General features: G+C 71.2%; 21 protein-coding genes and 1 other RNA gene. 10 read left to right on the top strand and 12 right to left on the bottom strand.

From position 1 onward, the window contains the following. The first annotated feature begins 97 nt into the window (after positions 1-97). Positions 98-679 (top strand): TMEM165/GDT1 family protein, encoded by a 582-nt coding sequence (locus FHU35_RS21455; RefSeq protein WP_145742504.1) that lies wholly within the window; start codon positions 98-100, stop codon positions 677-679. A gap of 76 nt (positions 680-755) precedes the next feature. Next, complete coding sequence (locus FHU35_RS21450) at positions 756-1802, top strand: saccharopine dehydrogenase family protein (RefSeq protein ID WP_145742502.1); 1047 nt, start codon at positions 756-758, stop codon at positions 1800-1802. Between the two features lie 147 nt (positions 1803-1949). Here the strand turns inward: FHU35_RS21450 and FHU35_RS21445 are convergent, their stop codons facing one another. Genes FHU35_RS21445 through FHU35_RS21435 form a run of 4 tightly spaced genes read right to left on the bottom strand, consistent with a single transcriptional unit; the run spans position 1950 to position 3760 of the window. Next, positions 1950-2396 (bottom strand): HD domain-containing protein, encoded by a 447-nt coding sequence (locus FHU35_RS21445; protein WP_246110466.1) that lies wholly within the window; start codon positions 2394-2396, stop codon positions 1950-1952. 11 nt (positions 2397-2407) lie between these two features. Then, positions 2408-3001: a hypothetical protein gene (locus FHU35_RS29730; RefSeq protein WP_222429448.1), complete on the bottom strand. Its 594-nt coding sequence runs from the start codon at positions 2999-3001 to the stop codon at positions 2408-2410. A gap of 4 nt (positions 3002-3005) precedes the next feature. Next, the gene (locus FHU35_RS29380; protein WP_186459533.1) at positions 3006-3164 is read right to left on the bottom strand and encodes a hypothetical protein; all 159 of its coding nucleotides are present in this window, start codon (positions 3162-3164) and stop codon (positions 3006-3008) included. Positions 3165-3208: 44 nt separating this feature from the next. Continuing rightward, complete coding sequence (locus FHU35_RS21435) at positions 3209-3760, bottom strand: VOC family protein (RefSeq protein WP_145742500.1); 552 nt, start codon at positions 3758-3760, stop codon at positions 3209-3211. 84 nt (positions 3761-3844) lie between these two features. On the opposite strand from FHU35_RS21435, the gene FHU35_RS21430 reads away from it, so the two are divergent. Next, the gene (locus tag FHU35_RS21430) at positions 3845-4330 is read left to right on the top strand and encodes a GNAT family N-acetyltransferase (protein WP_145742498.1); all 486 of its coding nucleotides are present in this window, start codon (positions 3845-3847) and stop codon (positions 4328-4330) included. Between the two features lie 34 nt (positions 4331-4364). Here FHU35_RS21430 and FHU35_RS21425 read toward each other — a convergent pair whose 3' ends face one another. From FHU35_RS21425 to FHU35_RS21410, 4 genes are read right to left on the bottom strand one after another with little or no spacing between them, the layout of a single operon-like run. After that, positions 4365-5588: a DUF2399 domain-containing protein gene (locus FHU35_RS21425; protein ID WP_145742495.1), complete on the bottom strand. Its 1224-nt coding sequence runs from the start codon at positions 5586-5588 to the stop codon at positions 4365-4367. 27 nt (positions 5589-5615) lie between these two features. Beyond that, a complete protein-coding gene (locus tag FHU35_RS21420; protein ID WP_145742493.1) occupies positions 5616-9731 on the bottom strand; it encodes a TIGR02680 family protein in 4116 nt (1371 codons plus the stop codon). Then, positions 9728-10927 (bottom strand): TIGR02678 family protein, encoded by a 1200-nt coding sequence (locus tag FHU35_RS21415; RefSeq protein ID WP_145742490.1) that lies wholly within the window; start codon positions 10925-10927, stop codon positions 9728-9730. The genes FHU35_RS21420 and FHU35_RS21415 overlap by 4 nt, the downstream gene beginning before the upstream one ends. Beyond that, complete coding sequence (locus tag FHU35_RS21410; protein WP_145742488.1) at positions 10924-12570, bottom strand: TIGR02677 family protein; 1647 nt, start codon at positions 12568-12570, stop codon at positions 10924-10926. The genes FHU35_RS21415 and FHU35_RS21410 overlap by 4 nt, the downstream gene beginning before the upstream one ends. Positions 12571-12707: 137 nt before the next feature. Here FHU35_RS21410 and FHU35_RS21405 point away from each other — a divergent pair, with 137 nt between their 5' ends. Continuing rightward, entirely contained in the window at positions 12708-13643 is a 936-nt protein-coding gene (locus FHU35_RS21405; protein ID WP_145742486.1) for a cobalamin biosynthesis protein, read from the top strand. A 320-nt stretch (positions 13644-13963) separates the two neighbouring features. On the opposite strand, the gene FHU35_RS21400 is transcribed toward FHU35_RS21405, so the two are convergent. The 3 genes from FHU35_RS21400 to FHU35_RS21390 form a co-directional block, all read right to left on the bottom strand. Further along, positions 13964-14890 carry an SURF1 family cytochrome oxidase biogenesis protein gene (locus FHU35_RS21400; RefSeq protein ID WP_145742484.1) on the bottom strand — a complete coding sequence of 309 codons (927 nt, stop codon included), beginning with the start codon at positions 14888-14890 and terminating at the stop codon, positions 13964-13966. A gap of 70 nt (positions 14891-14960) precedes the next feature. Next, the gene (locus FHU35_RS21395) at positions 14961-15821 is read right to left on the bottom strand and encodes a fructosamine kinase family protein (RefSeq protein ID WP_222429464.1); all 861 of its coding nucleotides are present in this window, start codon (positions 15819-15821) and stop codon (positions 14961-14963) included. Next, entirely contained in the window at positions 15821-16276 is a 456-nt protein-coding gene (locus FHU35_RS21390) for a low molecular weight protein-tyrosine-phosphatase (RefSeq protein WP_145742478.1), read from the bottom strand. Before FHU35_RS21390 ends, FHU35_RS21395 begins: the two co-directional genes overlap by 1 nt. 67 nt (positions 16277-16343) lie before the next feature. On the opposite strand from FHU35_RS21390, the gene cobC reads away from it, so the two are divergent. The 5 genes from cobC to rnpB all read left to right on the top strand — a co-directional run bounded on the left by cobC (position 16344) and on the right by rnpB (position 20532). Beyond that, the gene (cobC, locus tag FHU35_RS21385) at positions 16344-17393 is read left to right on the top strand and encodes an Rv2231c family histidinol phosphate aminotransferase CobC (RefSeq protein WP_145742706.1); all 1050 of its coding nucleotides are present in this window, start codon (positions 16344-16346) and stop codon (positions 17391-17393) included. After that, positions 17386-18249: a Nif3-like dinuclear metal center hexameric protein gene (locus FHU35_RS21380; RefSeq protein WP_246110465.1), complete on the top strand. Its 864-nt coding sequence runs from the start codon at positions 17386-17388 to the stop codon at positions 18247-18249. Before cobC ends, FHU35_RS21380 begins: the two co-directional genes overlap by 8 nt. Next, the gene (locus FHU35_RS21375; protein ID WP_145742476.1) at positions 18246-18971 is read left to right on the top strand and encodes a zinc ribbon domain-containing protein; all 726 of its coding nucleotides are present in this window, start codon (positions 18246-18248) and stop codon (positions 18969-18971) included. The genes FHU35_RS21380 and FHU35_RS21375 overlap by 4 nt, the downstream gene beginning before the upstream one ends. Beyond that, entirely contained in the window at positions 18968-20083 is a 1116-nt protein-coding gene (locus FHU35_RS21370) for a bifunctional RNase H/acid phosphatase (protein ID WP_145742474.1), read from the top strand. The genes FHU35_RS21375 and FHU35_RS21370 overlap by 4 nt, the downstream gene beginning before the upstream one ends. Positions 20084-20140: 57 nt before the next feature. After that, an RNA gene (rnpB, locus tag FHU35_RS21365) (RNase P RNA component class A) lies at positions 20141-20532 on the top strand. A gap of 342 nt (positions 20533-20874) precedes the next feature. Here the strand turns inward: rnpB and FHU35_RS21360 are convergent. Continuing rightward, a complete protein-coding gene (locus FHU35_RS21360) occupies positions 20875-21324 on the bottom strand; it encodes an acetyltransferase (protein ID WP_145742472.1) in 450 nt (149 codons plus the stop codon). A gap of 649 nt (positions 21325-21973) precedes the next feature. Here FHU35_RS21360 and FHU35_RS21355 point away from each other — a divergent pair. Then, on the top strand, positions 21974-22264 hold the full coding sequence (locus FHU35_RS21355) for a hypothetical protein (RefSeq protein WP_145742470.1): 291 nt from the start codon (positions 21974-21976) through the stop codon (positions 22262-22264). The last annotated feature ends 6 nt before the right edge of the window (positions 22265-22270 follow it).

The following is a 22270-nucleotide window of genomic DNA, read 5'->3' as shown; positions in this document are numbered from 1 at the left end:
GGTCGACATGCTGGTGCGCCGTTTTCGCACCCGGTCGCGAGCCTTGGGGTTCGAGGTGGGCGAGACCTTCGGAATTGCCGGAAGGTGTGTTCCCATCATGCTGGGCAGTGTTGCGCTGAGTTCTGCCGCCATTTTCGTCGCCGAACTCGGTGACAAATCGCAATTGCTGGCGATGACGTTCGCCACCCGATACCGCTGGTGGCAGGTGCTGCTGGGCATCACCGTCGCCACCGCCGTCGTGCACGCCCTCTCGGTGGCCCTCGGGTTCGGGCTCGGCGAGCTCATGCCGACCGAGTGGATCGCGCTGCTGGCCGGCGTCGCGTTCCTGTTCTTCGCGGCCTGGACGCTGCGCGGCGACCACCTCACCGAGGACGACAAGCGCAAGGCGTCGCGGAAGTTCGGTTCCGCGGTGCTGGTGGTGACGCTGGCCTTCTTCCTCGCCGAGCTCGGGGACAAGACGATGCTCGCGACCGTCACGCTCGCGACCCACCACGACTGGCTCGGCATCTGGATCGGCTCGACGGTCGGGATGGTGCTTGCCGATGCGCTGGCCATCGGGGTCGGCCTGCTCCTCGGACGTCACCTGCCGGAGAAGGCCATCCGCTACGGCGCCAGCGCCCTGTTCGTCCTCTTCGGCGGCTGGCTGATCATCGACTCCCTCCTCGTGCTGAACGGGTGATCGCGGATACCCGGGGCAACCCGTGACTCCCGCGGACGGTGTTCGTTAGCGGGGTGAGCACGGCGAAGGGACCGCGATGACCTGGATGATCTACGGCGCGAACGGCTTCACCGGTCGGCTCGTGGCCGATCTGGCGGTCGAACGCGGTGAACGCCCGGTGGTCGCCGGTCGCGATCCCGGCAAGGTGGCCGCTTTCGCGGCGCCGCGCGGACTGGAATCGCGGATCTTCGACCTCTCCGAACCCGCCAGGGTCGCCGAGATGCTGCACGACATCGACGTCGTCGCGCACTGCGCGGGACCGTTCTCGGCGACGTCGGCGCCGATGGTGCAGGCGTGCCTGCTGTCCGGCACCCACTACCTGGACATCACGGGTGAGATCGACGTCTTCGAATCGATCTTCGCCCGGCACGACGAGGCCCGCGACGCCGGTGTGGTGCTGCTGCCCGGTGCGGGCTTCGACGTGGTGCCCACCGACTGCCTGGCCGCCATGGTCGCCGCGGAGCTGCCCGGGGCGACCAGCCTCGACATCGCGTTCCAAGCGGGTGGCCGGATCAGCCCCGGGACGCTCAAGAGCGCCTGGGAAGGCGCGGCGCTGGGTGGACGCGCCCGCGTCGACGGCGAGCTGCGCGCGGTCCCGCTGGCGTGGCGGCGACGCGAGGTGACGTTCCCGTCCGGCTCGCGGCAGGTGACCTCGCTGCCCTGGGGTGACGTGGCGTCGGCGTACCGCAGCACGGGGATCGGCACGATCACGACCTTCACGCGCCTTCCCGTGCCGGACCTCGGGGACCGGCCCGGCAGGCTGACCCAGGCGCTGCTGGGCTCCGGTCCGGTGCAGCGCGCGGGCAAGGCGGCGATCAGCGCCTTCGTCAAGGGCCCAGGACGTGCGACCCGCTCCCGCAGCTGGGTCGAGGTCTTCGCCGAAGCCGCCGACGAGACGGGCAAGTCCGTGTCGGCCGCCCTGATCGGCCCGGACACCTACGAGATGACCGCCGACTCCGTGCTGCGCGCGGTCAGCGCGCTCGCGGCCGAGTCCCCGGCCCCCGGCGTCCACACGCCCTCCACGGCCTTCGGCCGCGACTTCATCCGCCGCCTGCACGGGGTCAAGATCATCGAACCGGCCTGAGCGCCCGAACCTGACGTTCGTCGGCCCGCAGCGCCGCGCCGACCTCGTGCTGCCCGCCGACGCACCGCTGGGCGAACGGGTGGCTGATGTCTTCGCCGAACTGCTCTTCCAGGAACGCGAGGGGCCTCTGCCGGGAAGAGGAGTTGATCATCGGAGCCCGAGCAGTGAGCGCATGTGCGCGTACTTCCGGTTCAACCGTTCCCGCGTCGGTTCGTCGAGCACCGACAGGCGCTCGGGGTCCGCGTTGTGCGCGAGGTCGGATTCCTTGACCAGGCGGGCGCCCTGGGTCGCCAGGATTCGGGCGGCGTAGTCCTCGGGGGATTCCCCGGCCCGCTTGGTCAGGGCGAGGACGATGTCCTTGGTCCGCTGCGGCAGTGACGCCTCGTGCAGCCACGCTTCCGAAAGTGCTTCGTCCTCAACGGAATCGTGCAGCCACGCTGCGGCGACCTGCTCGTCGGAGCCGCCGCGAGCGCGAACACCGTCGGCGACGGCCGCCAAGTGCTCGGCGTACGGGCGACCTGCCTTGTCCACCTGCGCCGCGTGCGCACGCCGGGCGATCGCCTCGACCTCGGCCAGTGACATCGGTTCGTTCACAGCCGCCACCCTCACTGGTCGCCGGAGAGCTTCTTGCTCATCCGTTCGATGAACGCGTCGGCCTCGTCCTTGGTGATCTTGACGTGGTCGATGTCGTCGTGTCCCAGCCGGTACCGCTGCAGGTACTCGGTCGGCTCCCACTGGAGGTTCCGGGTGAAGGCTTCGTCGTAGGAGGTGCTGCCTACGACGCGCCGTCGCACGATGCCACGCGGGTCGTTCCGCGGATGCCCTTCGTCAATTTTCGCGTAGTAGGTGGTGATTCCTTCGGCTTCGAAGTATTCGATGCCGATCGTGCCGTCGCCCGAGTATCGGACCTCGACAGACGAGTCGAGTGACTGTCGGAGACGTTGTGCCAGCAGTCTTCCGCGCGCGACGAAGTTCTGCCGATCCGCTTCCCCCGCGAAACCGGAAGAAGCGGGATCGTCGGGTCGATAGAGCGCTTGGAAATCGGAATCCCACTGATCGACGTCTCGCAAGAGGGACTCCTCGATCAGGACGATCTCGGAAATCTCGTCAACGTCGTAGGGATCGGATACGCCTCCACCTCGAGAAACCCAGAACGGGCCGACCTCCCACTCCGCCCTCAAGGTCACGACGGTGCTCACTGCATCACTCCGTCCCGATTCCGGGTAGCGGCTTCAACTTCTTGCCGACGCTGACCGCGATGAGCTTGGACTCGTCACGGTAGTCGATCTCGTACACCACACGATCCGCACGGCCGTCGGCGACGCCATCCCCCCGGTCGAACGCGGGCGCGAGGTTCGCCACCGCGGTCGTCGCAACCGCACCACGGGAACCGCGGGCAACACGCGTCACGCGGGCAGGACGCGGAGCATTCCCGGGTTCGGGTTCTCGTGGTGCAGGAACTCCAGGTGCGGGCCTTCGCCGCTCGGCGGGCGCAGGGAGGCGAACTCGGACTGCTCGGCGACGATGTCGTAGTCGAGCTCTTCGGCCCACGCCCTTGCCTGCTCCCGCGGGTCGGTGGCGTCCACGACCACCGCGGCGAGCGGGCCCGTGTAGGCGTAGGCCTTGCGCGGTTCGAGGACGCACAGCTCGTTGTCCTCGATGTCGCTCATCACCACCCACGGCACCTCGGTGCTCTGCCCGATGTCGGCGAACCGGGCGCCGTGGTTGAACAGCCGTTCCACGGTGTGGGTCTGGTCGCCGTGCGACTCGCTGCGCAGGTCCAGGTGCACGTCGTTCTGCCCGTTCTTGGGCCCGGTCGCGGGCACGAATCGCAGGTGGGCGCCCGGCCCGTCGGGACGGACGTCCGCCTCGCCCTCCACGGTCCAGCCGAGCACCTCGGCCCACCAGCGCGCCAACCGCCCCGGCTCCTGAGCGGCGAACTCCACCACCAACGGCATACCGGGAAACTACCTGAAACGGACGTGAGCGCCGTCTCGGAAATGAGGTTGGCATCCGGTCGAACGATCGCCGAGGCTGGACGCATGGAGATCAGGGAGGCCGGGACGGCCGATTGGGACGCGATCTGGCCGTTCATGCGGCAGATCGTGGCCGCGGGGGAGACCTTCTCGTGGGAGCGGGACCTGGACGAACAGCGGGCCCGCGAGCGCTGGTTCCCGTCGTCACCGGGGCGGACCGTGGTGGCCGTCGAGAACGGGGAAGTGCTGGGCACCGCGATCTCCGCGCCGAACCGGGAGGGGCCGGGATCGCACGTGGCGACCGCGAGCTTCATGGTCAACCCGGCCGCGGGCGGTCGCGGCGTCGGCCGCGCGCTGGGGCGGCACGTGCTCGACCGGGCGCAGGCCGACGGCTTCCGGGCGATGCAGTTCAACGCCGTCGTCGAGACCAACACCAGGGCCGTCGAGCTGTGGCGCTCGCTGGGCATGGAGATCGTCGCGACGCTGCCCGAGGCCTTCGAGCACCCGGTGCACGGGCGCGTCGGCCTGCACGTCATGTACCGCCTGTTCTGAGGGCGGACCTGCGCGGCGCACCCCGAGTGGCCGGTCAGAGGCCGTTGCGGAGGTCGGTCAGGAGCGGTTCGAGGGCTTGCTCCTCCTCGATGGCCCTGGACGTGTTCGCCATGAGGTCGGCGAGCTGCGGGTCCCAGGGCGTGGGGACCGGGGAGCCGATGAGGTTGGGCAGGTCGATGCGGTGCTCGGCCGCGTGGTCGAGCGCGGCGCGGTAGTCGTCCGCTGACATCCGCCACGGCTTCGCACCGTGGCGTTGCGCGGTGAGCGCCGCGCCGATGCCGGGCCAGTCGAAGTCGGTGTGCACGTGCAGCGCCGCGCCGTCGCGGGTCAGCCGCTCCAGCAGCTCCCGCGCCGCCGTCGTGGGCGCGCCGGACAGGCAGATCACCGGGTGGTGCAGGCCCTCCCGGACGGCTGCTTCCAGGAGGCGCGGGTGCTCGCAGACCGCGATCGCGGTTCCGCCCGCGACCAACCTCGCCGGGGCTGCCTCCAGGTCCAGGTGCGACAGGTGCGCCGGGAGGCCCATCTCGGTGCGGGCGCGGACCCCGGCCGAGAAGGCGTCGTCGCCCTCCAGCGGCAACGCCCAGGTCAGGGCGGTGGCCGACACGGCGTCGGGGGCCACGCCGCAGCGCTCCCACAAGGTCCGCCGATCGCGGTCGTTGCCGGGTGATTCGACGCCCTGGGCCAGCGCGGCGGCCTTGAGCACGACCCTGCTCAGCGCGGTCCCGTCGTCCAGCGAGTGCGGGAAGCCGATCCGCCCCGCCAGCGCCGCCCGCGATGTCCAGGAGTGCGGCGGTTCGGTCAGCGACATCGCCGTCAGCACCCGGGCGGCGGCGTGCGTGATGCCGGTCAGCTCGGGTTCGGCGACCCGCCCGTACTGCCGCATCCACCGCAGCCACGGCACTGCCCAGGAAGCGCGCGCGAGCCCGTGCTCGTCGAGCACCCCCAGCAGCTCGTCGGACTGCTCCGCTGCGGGCTCGGCCGCCACCACGGCTGAACCGTGCAGGGCTTCCAGCGCCGGGGAAAGCCCGATGCCGAAGCGGTTTCGCAGCGCTTCGTCCAGTTTGGACACGCTGATCCGGGTGCCCTCACCCCACATCGGACGCCCGTAGAGCTCACCGACCGCCGCGCGGGTCGCGTCGTCCGGCAGCTCCAGCCGGAACGTCGGCTTCGAAGCCGACAGCGCTTCGCGCGCGGCCTCCCACAAGCCCTGCAACTCCGGAACGCCCAGCGCGTCCCGGATCTCGTCCGTGCCTGCCACGGTGCGACCTCCGATCGAGATGTCCGGTCAGGAGTTAGGGCGCTGCAGGTCAGTGCCCGTCCAGGTGGTGTGCGTGGTCGCGATCCCGTGACCGCTGCGCGGCCGCAGCACGTCGTAGATGTGCATCTTCGGGATCTTCGGCGACACGCCCCAACCGGACGGCCACGTGATCAGCCAGTCCATGTCCAGGTCCACCAGCAGCCCCAGCATCCGCGCGATCGTCGGATCGTCGAGCCGCTCGAACGCCTCGTCCAGCAGTACCAGCCGCAGCGGACCTCGGCCGTCGGAGGCGACGCTCACCGCGTCGTAGAAGGCCGCCGCGGCCGCGAACAGCGTCACGTACGAGATCAGCCGGGTCTCACCGGAGGACAGCTGGCGCAGGCGGCGAACCCGGGGCTTGCTGTCCGGACCCGTGTCGCGGACCCGGACCGTGAAGGCGAACCACGACCGGTAGTCCAGCGCGCGGGACAGGATCTCGGCGTAGCCGCCGGAAGCGCTGTCGCGCTCGGACTCGATGAGGTCGGTGAACACCCTGCGCAGCAACGCGTCCTGGTCCTCGCTGCGGTTCGCGAACGGAGTGCGCACCAGGTCGATGGCCTGCTTGATGTCGTCGCCCAGCGCCGCCGACGGCTGCCAGTCCAGCTGGACGTGCACGCCCTGGCTGGAGCGGGCGCCGTCGAGGACCTCGTTCATCCGCTTGCACAGGTCCTCGGCGATGGTCATCTGCCCGCGCAGCCGCTCCGCCAGGTCCCGGATCAGGTAGTCGGCGAAGATCGACTGGTACCGCTCGTTGAGGTATCCGCGCTGCTCGCCGAGCCGCTCGGACACCCGGCGTGCGGCCTCCGCGACCGGCTGCGGGCCCTCCTCACCGGTGACCGTCACGGTCAGCAGGCCGTGCTGGTCGGCGGCGGTGATGTCGTAGTTGCCGCTGAGCGAGTGCTGCAGCGTCTGCAGCCGGTTGAGCACAGTGGACTCGGTCGAGCCCTTCCGGTCGGATCCGGCCAGCAACTCAGCGGCCTCCTCCAGCTCCCCGGGATCTTCGGCGACGTCCGCAGCCGCCCACAGGCCCGGGATGTCGAGGGCCCGGCGGAAGGCCGTGGTGGCCGACTCGGCGTCCTGCTCCCGGCCCGCCAGCTGGGACTGCTTGTTCTCCAGCTGCGTCTCCAGCCGCGCCGCTGCCTCGCGCAGCGAGCTGATCCGCTCGCGCTCCTGCGGCAGCTTCTCCCTGAGCTCGGTGCGTTCGCGCTCCAAACCGCTGACCTTGTCGGCGACCTCCTGCGCCGCACCACCGACGGCCGAGGTCAGCTCGGTGAGACCGCTGGCCTGCTCGGCGTATTCGGCGCTGCGGCGCTCGGCCTGCGACTCCGCCTCCATCCGGTCGGCCACGGCGACGTCGTGGTGCAGCGAGATCTCGCGCAGCTCGGCCAGCGTGGGCAGGCAGCGCGACTCGATCGCCTCGCGCAGCGCGTCGATGCCCGAGCGGGCCTCGCCGGCCGCCCGGTGCGCGGCGTCGAGGGCTTGGGTCTCGGCGGGCAGCCCGACCTCGCCCGCGGCGCGGACCAGTTCGCCCTGCGCCGCCTGCCAGCGCTGCTCGACCTCCAGGTGCTGCTCGCGGAGCTGCACGACCTGGCGCTCGGCGTCCTCGGCGGTCTCGATGGCGGTGGTCAGCTTCGCCTGGGCGGTCAGCAGATCACCATCGTCGGGAAAGCCCTCCAGGTGCTGCTCCAGCGCACTGGCGTGCTCACCGGCTTCGCGCTGCCGACGCTCGGCCTCGCCGATCGCCTCGCGCAGCCGCGCCAGCTCGTCCTCCAGCTCCGCGATCCGGCGGGACCTCGCGTCCTCGCGCGCTCCCGCGCCCACGTACTCGGCGGCGTCCTTGCGCCAGGCACCGGTCAGGACGCCGGCCTTCCACGACCCGTCGGTGGACACCGAAAGTCCTGTGCCACCGCCGGTCGACACGGTCGCGAGCAGTCCCGCGACCCGCTCGCGCGGCACCGGGGACTCGGCCACCGCGGCGGGGGAGAGCAGGGCGGCGAGCGTGCCGCCGGAGTTCGGATCGACCGGAGCGGCGGGTGAGGCGAGCAGGTCGGCCAGGCCGGGCACCTGCCCGTCGGCGGTGACCCAGGCGTTGAGCAGTCCGCTGGACTGCAACGCGGCTTCCAGGCCCGCGCGGTCGGCGTCGCTGAGCGACGAGGCGAAGTCGACCAGCTCGTAGAAGGCGCGCCCCTGCGACGGATCCCGCTCGGCCTCCGCCCAGGAGGGCAGTTCGGGCCGGCGCTCGTGCCCGGCCCTGAGCTCCGCGAGTTCGGTCTCGCGGTCGCGGCACTCGGTCTGCAGCTCGGAGATCTCCTGCTCCACGGCCGACACCGCGCGCCTCGCCTCGTGCAGCTGGGGACGGGCCCACTGCCGTGCCTGCTCGCGGGCCTTGCGGCTCGCGCCGCGGTCGTTGCTCAGGTCCTCGGCGTTCGGTGGTTCCGGGGCGGGCTGCTCGGCCGCGGCCGGCCACTCGGTGGCCCACTTGCGGGCCAGTTCCACCCACACCGCGGCGGCGTCGGCGAGCTCCTGCTGCGCCTGGTTGCGGCGACCGGAGGCTTCGGTGAAGGTCAGCTGCGCCTGCCTGGCGTTGCGCTGCAGCTCGGTGACCTGCGCCTGCTCGTCGTCGAGCTCGCGGGCCTGCTGGTGCAGCGCGAGGGTGAGCGCGGCGCGCTCGCGCGCCTCGGTCGCCGCCTGGGCGGAACTGCCCACCACGCCGCGGAACTGCGCGGCCAGCGCATCGGGGTCCAGCTGCGGCGGCTGGTAGCGGTCCACAGTGGTCGGTTCGGCGTCGGCTTCCGGTGATGTGCGCACCGAATCGGTTTCCGAGGCCAGCTCGGCGGCCGGAACCGGTGGGGGCTGCGGCACTCCCGAACCACCCAGCCCCGCGGTGCCCAGCTGCTGACCGGCTCGCGTCGCGGCCTGCCCGGCCGCCTCGGCGTCACCGGCGAGCCTGCGCAGCACGCCCAGCACGGACTCCGCGGAGCGGTTCTCCTGCGCCCGGTGCCGAGTCGCGGTGTCCAGCGCGGAAACCGCTGCGACGCGGGAGCTCTCGACCAGTTTCTCGCGGTCGCGCAGGTTCTGCAGCTCCGAGTACGCCGGGTGGGAGCGCAGCGCGTCGATGCTCGACTCCAGCTCGCCCTCGCGCTGCTCCAGCTCGGAGATGGTGCGCTGCGCGGTCTCCCGGTCCTCGCGCTTGCCGGTGAACTGCTTGTCCAGGTTCCCGAGCTCCTTGCGCAGCGAGGCCAGCTTCTGCTGCGCGGTCCGCATCGACTCCGCGCGGTCCCGCAGCGCGCCGAACGCGTAGCCGGAGTAGGTGGTCAGGAACGCGGTGAGCGCCTTGTCCGCACCGGTGAGCCGGACGATGTTCTCCCGGATCGATTCCAGATCGTCGAACGAGGTGGCCAGTCGCTCGATCAGGCCCGCGTCCAGCGGCGGGAGGGCGTCGGACAGGATCTGCTCCAGCTGCCCCTCCAGCACCTTCAGGCCCACGTCGGGGTTGCGCAGGGTGCGCTGCAGGTGCAGCAGGTCCCCGTAGCGGGCGGCGGGCACGCCGTAGACGGTGGCGGCGACCTTCGCCCGGAACGACTGGTCGTCGAGCACGCAGTCCGCGCCCAGCAGCTCGCGCAGCTGCGCCGTGCCCAGCGGAACCCGGTCCGCGCCGACGAGGTGCAGGTTGATGCCGACCCGGCGGCCGGTGATGAACCGCCACGAGTCGCTGATCGACTGGGACGTCTTGGACGCCTTCACCCCGAGCCCGCAGGTGAGGAATTCCTCGCCGCCCTCAGGGGTGTCGCGGCGCAGCTCGATCCAGGCGTAGCCGATGCGGTTCGGTCCGCCCGGGTACTCGTCGAGCATCAGACGCCGGATGCTCACCGTGTCGAAGCCCTTCGAGCCCAGCTGGCGCAGGTCGCCGTCCAGGCACAGTGGCAGCAGCAGCTCCAGGGTCCGGGACTTGCCGGAACCGTTGGTGCCCTGGAAGATCGCCCGTCCGCCGTCGAGGTCGAAGGTCGTCTCCGCGTACTGCCAGATGTTGACGATCCCGCCGCGGTGCAGTCGCCACCGGTGGGCGGATTCCGCAACGGCGGCTTCGGTGTCGTGTGCGCTCACCGGGCTGCCTCTTCCATCTCGTCGAACAATGACCAGCCCGGTGCTTCGGGCGCGGGTGGTTCCGATTCGCGTTGCTGCTGCGATGGTGTCGCGTCCGGCTGCGGGAGCCAGCGGTGCGCGGCCGGGCTCAACAACCACGATCCCTCGTGCTCGCGCAGCAGTCCGAGCCTGCCCAGCAGCTCGATGACCGAGCGCACCAGGTCCTGGTGGTCTTCGGTGGCCTGCCGCGACCAGGCCGACGGGTAGGAGTCGACCAGTTCCTGGCAGACGTCGGCGAAGTCCTGCCAGGTCACCGGATGCCTGCCCGCGGAATCGGGTTCGCCCCGGTCGAGCAGCTCCGGCAGCGCCAGCAAAGCGATGCGGGCGACCGTGCCGGGGCCGGGGAAGGCCAGGTCCGTGAGGTAGTCCTCCGGGTCGCACACCACCACGCCCTCGGCCCGCGCCTCGCCGACGAGGCCGAAGAAGCGCTCCAGCAAACGGGATTCGTTGATGACGTGCTCGCGCAGCCAGCTCGCCTGCTCCGGCGGCAGGTCCGCGTAGAGCACCACCGGGTCCTCGATCAGCTTGCGCCGGACCGCCTGCTCGACCTGGCGCGGGCCCGCCGCCGACGCCAGCTCCACCAGCTGCTGCGGGTCGCTCGCCTCGGCCAGCGGACCGGCCACCAGCTGGCCCAGCATGTCGGTGTCGATGGTGATCAGCGCTTCGGCGGCGGACTCCGCCGTCACCGAGCCCTCGGTCTCGGTGATCACGCCCAGCGAGACCAGGTGCCGCAGGGCGGCGGTCAGCGCGCGCCGGTCGGCCGGGTCGTCGGCGATCTCGACGCCGGCCTCGGAGGCCGCCGCGCGCACATCGCTGACCAGCCGGGACAGCAGCACCTGACGGCCGATGCCGGTGAGCGCCGCCAGGGTCAGCGCGAAGTAGGCGTAACCGCGCGGGCTCAACGCCTCCACGCCACGTCCGGCGTCCTCGCCGGGACCCGCCTTGTACAGCCGCGCGAAGCGGCGCTCCACGACCAGCCGGTAGCCCAGCAGGCCGGAGAAGACGTCCTGCAAGGCGGCGCGCTGCCGGTAGATCATCGGCAGCAGGTCGCCGTCCGGGCCGTCGGCCCGCAGCAGCGGCCTGCGCAGCAGGACCCGGGCGCAGCGCACCACGTTGGCGGCGTCGATGTCGGGCAGCTCTTCGAACGTCGAGATCATCGGGCGGCTCCTCGGGCGGGTTCCTCCGACTCGGGCACGCCGCCGTCGCCGAGGAGTTCCAGGACCGTGTCGCGCAGCGTCAGCTCACCGGACGCGCTGCTGATCCGGGTGTCCTGACCGGGTTCCGGGCGGATCGTCACGCGCAGCCGGTGCACCGGGTCCAGCGCCGAGCCCTGGTCGTCGGAGCCGTCGCGCTGCGCCATCGCCAAGGTCAGCAGCTCGCAGAGCACGTCCAGCGCGTCCTGCGACAGCGTGCGGGCACCGACGTCGGCACCCGCCTCGGCGAGCTCGGCGACCGCCGCGCTGCGCTGCTGATCGGCCTGGCGGGCCTGCTGCAGCAGCGTTTCCTCGGTCATCGGGTCGTCGAGCACCCGCGACGTCCGCCCGCGCGCTCCCCGGTCACCCCGGGTGCGGACGCTGACGGTCACGTCCTGCACCGGACCGTCGCGCCACGGCACCTTGTCGTTGTCCGAGTCGTAGTCCGGTGCGGGCTGCAGGTGCCTGGCCGAGTGCAGGCCGAAGGCCGCCGCGTAGAGGCGATGCGAAGTGCGCTCGTCCGCGCCGTCGAACCACTTCGCCAGCTTCAGCAGCTCACCCCGCCTGCCCGGCACCAGACCACCGCCGGAGGTGGCGCGCTTGACGCTGGCCAGCAGCGAGCCGATGGCGCGCGCGGTGGCCTCCCGCAGCGCGGCGACCTGGCTGGGACGGCCGGGTGCGTCGACGAACCAGTCCGTCAGCTCCTGCCAGTCGGCGGGCGTGCGACCGCGGGCCCGCTCGACGTCGGTGCCCAGCTGGTCTGCGGGACCGAGCAGCCGCAGCAGTTCGCTGCGCGCCCCGGTCAACCCGGCCAGCGAACCGGCGATGGTCTCGGTGTGCCGCAGCACGTCCTCCACGACCATCTGGATGTACTCGACGAGCAGGTTCCGGAAGCCGGAGATCTCGTCAGGTGCCAGCTGGTGGCGGGTCACGACCTGGCCCAGGTAGGCGTAGAAGTCGCGGACGGTGGCGGCGAGCTCGGCGTGCTGCAGGAACACCGTGGTGACCTGCTCCGCCAGGCGCTCGCGGGCCTGCCGCGCGGGCTTGGCGCTCGGATCGCGGCGCTCGGCTGCCAGCGCGTCGGAGAGCGCGGAGCCGATGCCGGCCAGACCCCGGTCGATGGCGGGCAGCAGTTCGCGGGAGACCTCGCGAGCGCCCTCGGGCACGCGCAGCAGCGCGTCGACGTCCCGTTGCACGCGCACGGCGAGCTTGCTGACCTGGTAGCGGACGCTGCCGTGCTGGAACTCGGCGATGCTGGAGGCGATCGTCTCGCGCCGGCCGACGACCAGGTTCCCCCACTTGACGAGCTGCTTGAGCCGGTCGATCACCGTGTCCACATCGGACTCGCCGAGGGCCACCCGGCCCTCGCGCTCGGCAGCCGCCAGCGCCGCGGCGACCTCGCCGGCGGACAGGTCGGCGAGCAGGGTCGAGGTGAACAACCGCATGATCGCCAGGTAGGTGCGGTGCTCCGGGGCCTGCAGGTAGGCGAACAGCTGCAGGCGCTGGGCGTCGTCCAGCGTCGTCTCGGCAGCAGCCGGCAACGCGTCGGTCGCGTTTCCCGCGACACCGGCGCGCAGCACATCGGCTTCGTGATCAGGGGCCGTCACGGTCCGCCACGATATCCCGTCGCCCGGGCACAGCCGGTCACCTGGCAGGCGGTGATCGGTCGGAGGGGCTCGCGGGGTAGCGTGCGGTGCTGATTTCGAGGCTTTCGAGATCCTTTGTCCGGGTGGTGGAGGTGCCGGTGAGCGCGGGAAGAGCGGTCGGGCTCCTGCTCGGCGTGGCGGCGGACGCGGCGTTGGGCGATCCGCGGCGCGGGCATCCGGTCGCCCGGTTCGGACGCGCCGCCCAGACCGTGGAGAAAACGCTCTACCGGGACGACCGCTCCGCCGGAGTCCTGCACGTCGGCGTGCTCGTCGGCGGTACCGCCGTGCTCGGCGCCCTCGTGCAGCGCACCGTCCGCTGCAGCCCGGTGCTGGAGGCGGCCGCGACCGGCGTGGTCACCTGGGCCGTGCTGGGAGGAACGTCGCTGGCCGACGAGGGCACCGCGATGGCGCGGCTGCTGGAGGCCGGCGAGATCGACGCCGCCCGCGAGCGGCTCGGCAACCTCTGCGGTCGGGACGCCGCGGTCCTCGACGGGCAGGGGCTGGCCCGCGCCACCGTCGAGTCGATCGCCGAGAACACCTCCGACGCCGTCGTCGCCCCGCTGGTGTGGGGCGCGGTCGCCGGGATCCCCGGGCTGGTGGCCTACCGCGCCGCCAACACGCTCGACGCGATGGTCGGGCACCGCTCGCCCCGCTACCGCGAGTTCGGGTGGGCGTCGGCCCGCCTGGACGACCTGATGAACCTGGTGCCGTCCCGCTTCGCCGCCGCGTTGACCGCGGTGTGCGCTCCCGTCGTCGGCGGCTCCGGCGGCGGCGCCTGGCGCACCTGGCGGCGCGACGCCACCGCGCACCCGAGCCCCAACGCCGGTCAGATCGAGGCGGCCTTCGCCGGAGCGTTGGAGATCCGCCTCGGCGGGCGGACCATCTACGGCCACGTCACCGAGCAGCGGCCGATCATGGGCGAAGGCCGCACGGCCGACGCCGGAGACGTCACCCGCAGCGTCGAGCTCTCCCGCCTCATCGGCACGGTGACGGGCGTCCTCGCAGCGACGGCAGCCGTCCTCCGCCGCCGCTGACCTCGGCAGTTCCCAGTTTTAGGGGTCATTGCAGAATCACTTTGCTTGGCGGTGCGGGTAGCGGAACCTCACACGCCGCCTGGATTCCGTGCGCCACTCCTTTTGTATGCCAATACACGGCGTCGCGGCGTACTCGCCAGACGACGTGTGAGAACCCGCGGCGGTGCGGGCTGAGTCCCACACCTGAAGACAACGACACCCGCCGCACCGGATCCCAGTTTTAGTCCAAACCGAACCATGATCATGTCCGAAATGTCGGCTCAGTTATGACTAAAACTGGGACCTGGTGAGCCGGGGTCCCGACTCGGGCTCTGGGCGGTTCAGGTGTCGGAGGGGTTCTTGTCGAGGGTTTCGGCTTCGCGGCGTTCTTCCTCGGCGATGGCTTCGGCCACCGAGAGCTTGCGGCGGCGCTTGCGGGGTGTCGTCCCGGAGCGCGCGTAGCGCGAATCGCTGCCGTTCGAGCCCGGGGCCGCGGCCTCGTCGGGCTCCTCGGATTCGGGGCGGCGCCACGCCGGTGCGGCGTCCGGCCGGAGCTCGGTGTAGATGAGGTAGCCGATCGTGATGATCGCCATGATGCCGAAGGCGATCCACTGCAGCGCGTAGGAGAAGTACGGTCCCGACTCCAGCCGCGGCAGCGGTAGCGCGCCCAGCACGCCCGGCTGCTCTTCGGCCAGCGCGAAGTAGCCGGGGCGCAGCGCGACGCCGGTGCCGCTGGAGACGGTCCCGGCGTTGACCGCGTAGGTCCAGCGGTGCCCGTCGTGGTCGAACAGCGGACGCTGCTTGCTGTCGGTCTCATCGGCCCGGATCCGCGCGGTGATCGTCACCGGGCCCGAGGGCGCGGCGGCGTAGTCGGGGGCCTGCGTGCCGTTGACCGGGCGCACGAATCCGCGGTCGACCAGCACCGTCGTCCCGTCGTCGAGGCGGAACGGCGTGAGGACTTCGAACGCGGGCTCGCCGAGCACGGTGCGCTGCCAGGCCAGCGTCTCCGCCGAGGGAAGGTAGTGGCCGGTCAGCAGCACCTGCGACCACTCGGTGTTCACGTCCGGTGCGTGCCCGGCGGGCATCACCTCGTTCAGCGGCTCCGGCGAGGCGTGGAAGGACTTCGCGATCGCGTCGTTGCGGATCTCGGTCTCCTCGCTGCGCCCGAACTGCCACGGCGCGAGCGTGGTGAAGCACAACGCGGCGAACACCACGACCAGCGCGATCGCACCCAGCCACCCGGGCCGCAGCAAAAACTTGAGACGCACACCCCCACGGTAGGCCGCGTGGCGGAGGAGGCGGCTGAGACCCCGTCTCAGTGTGACCAGGTCGGGAAGATCACCCGGCCAGCGCGCGGCGAGCGGCCTGCACGGCCTGCGAGCCGAAACCGGAGCCGAACAGCACCGCGTGCACCAGCAGCGGGAACAGCTGGTGGAGCGGGATCCGGGATCGCCACCCGTCCGCCAGCGGGTGGACCTCCTCGTAGCCGGCGATCACGCGGTCCAGCTGCGGGCATCCGAACAGGTGCAGCATGGCGAGATCGGTCTCGCGGTGACCGCCGTGCGCGGCCGGATCGATCAGCCACGCCCGGTCGCGGCCCCACAGCACGTTCCCGCTCCACAGGTCTCCGTGCAGCCGGGACGGCGGTTCGGCCGGGCCCGCCAGCTCGGCGACGTCCTCGCAGACCCGGTCGAGGATCTTCCCCGACTCCGAGCTCAGCGTGCCCTCGTCGACGGCCCGGCGGACGTAGGGCTGGACGCGGTGGCGCGCGTAGAAGGTCGGCCAGTCGTCCTCCGGCTCGTTGCGCATCGGGGCCAGCCCGATCCACGCGTCGGCGGGGCCACCGGGAGGCGGGCTGCCGAAGGCCGGAGCCCCCGCGTAGTGCAGCCGCGCGAGCCCCCGGCCCAGCTCCGCCGCCGTCTCCGCAGTCGGTGCTCCCTCCGGCACGTGCTCGGTGACCAGGCAGTGGTCGCCGTCGCCGAACACCTCGGGCACCGCCACCACGCCCGGCTCGGCCAGCCACCGCAGCGAGGCGGCCTCGGCGGCGGCCGCGCCGGGCATCGACGGTGAGGTGGACTTGGCGAACAGCTCGCCGCCGTCGTCGAGGCGCACGGCGAAGGCAGCCGCGGTGTCCCCGCCGGAGAGCCTCCGCGTCTCCGCGACGGCCCGCCCGGTGAGCCGGGACACCTCGTCGGCGATCACACCCGCTCCCGCACCCACGCCATCAGGCCCGGCATCGCGGCCTCGACCATCGCCAGCACGTCGTCGAACCCGTTCCGCCCGCCGTAGTACGGATCGGGAACCTCGGTGCCGTCGGCGTCCGGGTCGAAGGACCGCAGCAGCCGCACCCGGTCCGGATCACCGGCCAGCCTGCGCACCGCGCGGAGGTGCCCCTCGTCCATCGCGACCAGCAGATCGGCTCCCAGGTGCCGATCGTCGATCTGCGCGGCGACGTGGTCGGTGGGGTAGTCGTGGGCGGCCAGCACCTTCTCGGTGCGCGGATCGGCCGGTTCGCCGACGTGCCACGGCCCGGTGCCCGCGCTGGAGACCTCCACCTGCGAGTCCAGGCCCGCGCGGCGCAGCTCCTCGGCGAAGATCAGCGCCGCCATCGGCGAACGGCAGATGTTGCCCGTACAGATAAAAGACACATGCACGCCTCGAGGGTACGGCCGCGTTCGCCCCGTGCTCGGGAACGCTCCGACGTGGACGTTTAAACTTCCCCTGATGAGCGGGGACGATCGGGAGCTGCTGCGCCACCACGGCGACGTGGACGCCGTGCGAGGACTCGCCGACTTCGCCGTCAACGTGCGGCTGGACCGGCCGCCCGAGTGGCTGCGCGCCCGGCTCGTCGATGCGCTCGACGATCTCGGCTCCTACCCGTCGGCGGACGCGGACCTCGGCGCCCGCAGTGCCGTCGCGACCAGGCACGATCGCGATCCGGACGAGGTCATGGTGCTGGCCGGAGCGGCCGAGGGGTTCGCCCTGCTGCCCGCTCTGCGACCCAGGCTCGCCGCGCTGATCCACCCTTCCTTCACCGAGCCGGAACTGGCCCTGCGCAACGCCGGTGTCCAGGTCGAACGCGTCGTGCTCGATCCTGCGGACGGCTACCGGCTGCACGCCGATCAGGTCCCCGACGAGGCGGACATGGTCGTGCTGGGCAACCCCACCAACCCGACCTCCGTGCTGCACCCGGCCGAGGAGATCCGCGCGCTGCTGCGCCCGGGCCGGGTCGTGGTGGTCGACGAGGCCTTCATCGACACCGTGCCCGGCGAACGCGAATCCCTCGCGCACCTCGCCGAGCCGGGTCTCCTGGTGCTGCGCAGCCTCACCAAGATGTGGGGTCTGCCCGGGCTGCGAGCCGGCTACGCGCTGGGATCCCCGGAACTGCTCGCCGAACTCGGCCGCAACCGTCCGCACTGGCCGGTCAACTCCCTGGTGCTCACCGCGGTGCGGGCCTGCTGCGAGCCGCGCGCGATCGCCGAATCGCAGCGCGCCGCAACCGAGTTCACCGAGCACCGCGAGGATCTGCTCGCCGAACTCGCCGGTGTACCGGGAATCGATGTGGCGCGCACGCCCGAGGCGCCGTTCCTGCTGCTGCGGGTGCCGGACGGTCAGCAGGTGCGGGAGTCGTTGCGGGAGCGCGGCGTCGCGGTGCGCCGGGGCGACACCTTCCCGGGTCTCGACGCGGACCACATCCGGGTCGCGGTGCGCGAGCCTGAGCAGAACTCGTTGTTGGTCAAGGCTTTTCGAGACGTTGTGGAACGTGGGTGACACTGTGCGGATTCGGGACGTGATCGGCGCGCTGGAGCAGGCTTACCCCACCGGACTCGCTGAGGACTGGGACGCCGTCGGTCTCGTCTGCGGCGACCCGGAGTCGGTGGTGCAGCGCGTGCTGTTCTGCGTCGACCCGCTGGAAGCCACTGTGGACGAAGCCGTCGACTTCGGTGCCCAGCTCGTGATCTCCCACCACCCGCTGCTGCTGCGCGGGGTGCACGGCGTCCCCGCCGACGACCACAAGGGGCGCGTGGTGCACCGGCTCATCCGCTCCGGCATCGGCCTGTACTGCGCGCACACCAACGCCGACAAGGCCAGCCCCGGCGTGTCCGACGCGCTCGCCGGTGCGCTCGGCCTGTCCCGAACCCGGCCGCTGATGCCCACTGCGCCCGGCGCCGACACCGGGCTGGGTCGCATCGGAGAGCTGGCGCAGGCCGAGTCGTTCCGCGAGTTCGTCCGCCGCGTGGCCGACGGCCTGCCCACCACCACGTGGGGAGTGCGCGGAGCCGGCGACCCGGACCGCGAGATCCGCACCGTCGCCGTCTGCGGCGGCGCGGGCGACTCCTTCCTGACCGCAGCGGCCGAGGCCGGCGTCGACGCCTACGTCACCGCCGACCTGCGACACCACCCCGCGGGCGAACACCTCGCCCAGGCCGACGTGCCCGGCGCCTCGGTGCCTGCGCTCGTCGACGTGGCGCACTGGGCCAGCGAATGGCCCTGGTGCCAGCAGGCCGCGGACCTCGTGTCCGCCGCGCTGCCGGATACAGTCGAAGTCCTCGTTTCCACCCGACGCACCGACCCGTGGACCGTGCACGCCGGTGCGACACCAGACCCAGGGAGGGCGCACGCGTGAAAGCCGACCCCGCCGTTCAACGACGGCTGCTCGATCTCGCGGACGCCGACGCGGAGCTCAACCGCGTCGTGCACCGCCGGCGCACGTTGCCAGAACTCGAGCAGATCGGTGAGGCCGAGCGCGACGTCCAGACCAAGCGCGACGAGCTGGTGGTCGCCCAGACCTCCTTCAGCGACCTCGACCGCGAGGTCAAGCGGCTGGAGACCGAGGTCGACAACGTCCGCAAGCGCGAGGCTCGCGACCGCGAGCTGATGGCCTCGGGCGGCCCCGCCAAGCAGCAGGAAGAGCTCGAGCATGAGCTGCAGACCCTCGCGCGCAGGCAAGCCGTCCTCGAAGACGAGCAGCTCGACGTCATGGAGCAGCGCGAAGCGCTGGAGACCAACGTGACCAAGTCGCGCGAGGCCGTCACCGAAGCCGAGCAGCAGCTCGCCGAGATCCAGTCCCGCCGCGACGAAGCGCTCGGCGAGCTCGAAGTCGCCGAGACCCGCCGTCAGACCGAGCGCGACCTCATCATCAAGGCCCTCCCGGACGACCTCGTGGCCCTCTACGAACGCGTCCGCGGTCAGCGCGGGGTGGGCGTCGGCCTGCTCCAGGGCGCGCGCTGCGGCGCCTGCCGCATCGAACTCGACCGGCACGCCCTCAACGAGGTCCGCGAGGCAGCCCCCGACGACGTGGTCCGCTGCGAGGAGTGCGGCGCGATCATGGTCCGGGAGACCAAGTGAGCGCACGCGTCATCGTCGAGGCCGACGGCGGATCGCGCGGGAACCCCGGCCCCGCCGGCTGCGGCGCGGTCGTGTTCGACGCCGACTCCCGCGCGGTCCTCGCCGAACGCGCCATCGGGCTCGGCGAGACCACAAACAACGTCGCCGAGTACCAGGGCCTGATCGCCGGGCTGCGCGCGGCACGGGAGCTCGGCGCGTCCGAGGTCTCGGTGCGGATGGACTCCAAGCTGGTCGTCGAGCAAATGGCCGGCCGCTGGAAGGTCAAGCACGCCAACCTCCAGCCGCTCAACGCCGAGGCGCGGCAGCTCGCCGGCGACTTCGAGCGCGTCGACTACGAGTGGATCCCGCGCGCCGAGAACTCCGCCGCCGACAAGCTCGCCAACGACGCGATGGACGGCAAGACGGAGGAAACCGGCCAGGTCACCGAGTCCGAGAGCGCTTCGGCGCGGACCCGGCCGTCCGGCTGGCAGAACCTCCGCGGAGCCCCGACCAAGATGCTGCTGCTGCGGCACGGCCAGACCCCCATGTCGGTCGACAAGCGCTATTCCGGTCGCGGCGACGTCGAGCTGACCGAGCTGGGGGAGCGGCAGGTGCGCGCCGCAGGCAAGCGCCTCGCAGCCATGGACGGCGTCGTCACGCCCGACGGCCCGGCCCCGATCATCTCCTCTCCGCTCGCCCGGACCCGGCAGAGCGCGCAGGCCGTCGCCGACGCCACCGGGAGCGAGCTGGAGCTCCACGACGGCCTCATCGAGACCGACTTCGGGGCGTGGGAAGGCCTCACCTTCCTCGAAGCCGCCGACGAGTACCCGGACCTGCACCGCCGCTGGATCGGCGACCCCACTGTCGAGCCACCGGACGGCGAGAGCCTCGAAGCAGTGCACCAGCGGGTCACCGCCGCCCGCGACGACCTCGTCGAGCGCTACGCCGGCAAGACGATCATCGTCGTCAGCCACGTCACGCCGATCAAGTCCCTGCTGCGCACGGGCCTCGGCGTGGGTGCGGAGATCTTCTACCGGCTGCATCTGGACCTGGCATCGCTGTCCATCGTGGAGTTCTACCCGGACGGCAACGCCTCGGTCAGGCTGGTCAACGACATCTCCCACTGGGCCTGATCCAGCGGCCCTGGCCGGGAGCCGCAGCGGGCACAGCGGTAAAATCTCCGCTGCGGAAGAGTCGGTTGGGCGATCGCGGCGGGCCACGACCCGTCGAGGAAAGTCCGGACTCCACAGAGCAGGGTGGTTGCCAACGGCAACCCGGGGCGACCCGCGGGAAAGTGCCACAGAAAGCAGACCGCCCGGCGCACGCGCCGGGTAAGGGTGAAACGGTGGTGTAAGAGACCACCAGCACCTCGGGTGACCGAGGTGGCTCGGTAAACCCCACCCGGAGCAAGGCCAAGATGGGCGCCATCCGGCGCCCGCGCGGACGATCGAGGGCTGCTCGCCCGAGTTCGCGGGTAGGCCGCACGAGCTCACCGGCAACGGCGGGCCTAGATAGATGGTTGCCGAACGGACGGCTGCGAAGCCGCCGGGAACAGAATCCGGCTTACAGGCCGGCTCTTCCGCCTTACTTCTCTGTTCTCGGGCCTTCTCGGGTCGTCTTCCTGCGTGCGTTGCTGTTCGTGTTGGGTCGGGTTCACTGCAACTACTCAGTGGTCCCTCTGCTTGGCGGTGCCAGATGCGGAACCTCAGACGCCTTCTGGCTCCGGGATCCGAGGCTTATGTATGCCAATACACGACACGTCGGCTGTCCTCCCCAGAAGGCGTCTGAGAACCCGCGGCGGTGCGGGTTGCTTGGGTGGGGCACTGAGGAAGCACCTTCGGTGCTTGCCTGGCCTGGGTTTGGTTGGGTGATTCGGTGCTGCGGAACCGGCTTCGCCGGTTGCCTGGCGTTGGCTTGTTCGGCGTCAGGGCCTTCGCATGTGGAGGAGCGGGTAGGGGCGTCCCTGGGCGTCGTGTTCGGAGCGGCCGATCTGGACGAAGCCGTGGCGTTCGTAGAAGCGGCGGGCGGACGGGTTCTGCTCGTTGACGTCCAGCGCGACCTCGGACATGGGGCCGGTCACCGAGGTGAGCAGTGCGGTACCCACGCCCTGACGGTGCGCGGCCGGATCGACGAAGAGCGCCTCCACCCGGGTGCCGTCCACCCCGACCCAGCCGACGGGTGCCCCCTCGGGCCACTGGGCAACGGTGATGGTCAGGCCCGGGAGGGCGTGCTTCCGGACTTCGGCTTCGATCTCGTCGACGTCGGCGCGGGTCAGGAAGTCGTGCGTCGCTTCCACCGCGCGGCGCCAGATGCGCAACAGGTCCGGCTGGTCGTCCGGGGTGGATGCGCGGAGGAGCACGGGATCGTCGTTCATGGGGTCATCGTGCTCCTCGCGGTCAAGCAGGTTCTCGGCCCCGGCGGCGCGGGTGCACCGCCGACCGCTCGACGGTGCGAGTTGCCTTGGTGAAAGCGACTTCGACGCTCGCCCGACGTTGATCGGGAGGGATGCCGCCCTCACCCGTCCGTTGGCCCTTTTGGGCTAGGCACTTTCGGCTGAACGGTCTCCGGGTGAAAAGTGGTGCCCTGGGGGGAACTCTTCGTGTGGGTGCCGTTACCCTGATTCGTGCGCGCCAAGATCACCCGTCCCTTTCGGGTTCGGTGATCACGTCGAGTGATCCAGTCGGGTGCTTCCTGGTGCGATGTGCGGAAATCCACTGGACCGCCGGAACGATCACGGTGCGTTACGAAGGAGCTCGCAAGCGGGTGAACAGCCACGAGAATCAGGCTCAAATCCGGCCCACTATGCGGCATTTCCGCGATGGCCAGCTGGTGATCGCTTGCTCGAATGGCCTATTCGCTGCGTGATGGCCGATGTGTCGTCCCGCTGTAACCCGCCACACCCGAGCTCGCAACCACTACTTCTGGTGACCATGTCATGTTCTACTCGTATCGGCGCGTTGCGGATCACCGCGACGCGCTGAGGCACCGGCCCGCAGACACTCCGCGCACTCAGGGGTAAAGAGATGACCGCCATGCCGCTGGAAACACTGGCGCACCTGGACGTACTCGCCCAGCAGTCCCAACTGGGCACCGATGGCATCCGCGGTTGGATCCTGGACAACGTGCTGCCGCTGCTGCTGCTGACCGTTGCGATCCTGCTGCTGTGGCTAGGTGGCGGCAAGGGCGACAACGCGGGCGTGATGCGCCGCGTCGGCGGCGTGCTCGTCGCGCTGGCGATCGTCGGTATCGCGGTCACCAACGCGGGCATCGACATCGGCACCTTCATCGCACAGCTCTTCAGCACCAGCGGGTGATGTCCA

The organism is Saccharopolyspora dendranthemae (assembly GCF_007829955.1).
Classification (GTDB): domain Bacteria; phylum Actinomycetota; class Actinomycetes; order Mycobacteriales; family Pseudonocardiaceae; genus Saccharopolyspora; species Saccharopolyspora dendranthemae.
The sequence above is the reverse complement of the archived record's forward strand: the minus strand, read 5'-3'. Positions and strand labels throughout refer to the sequence as shown.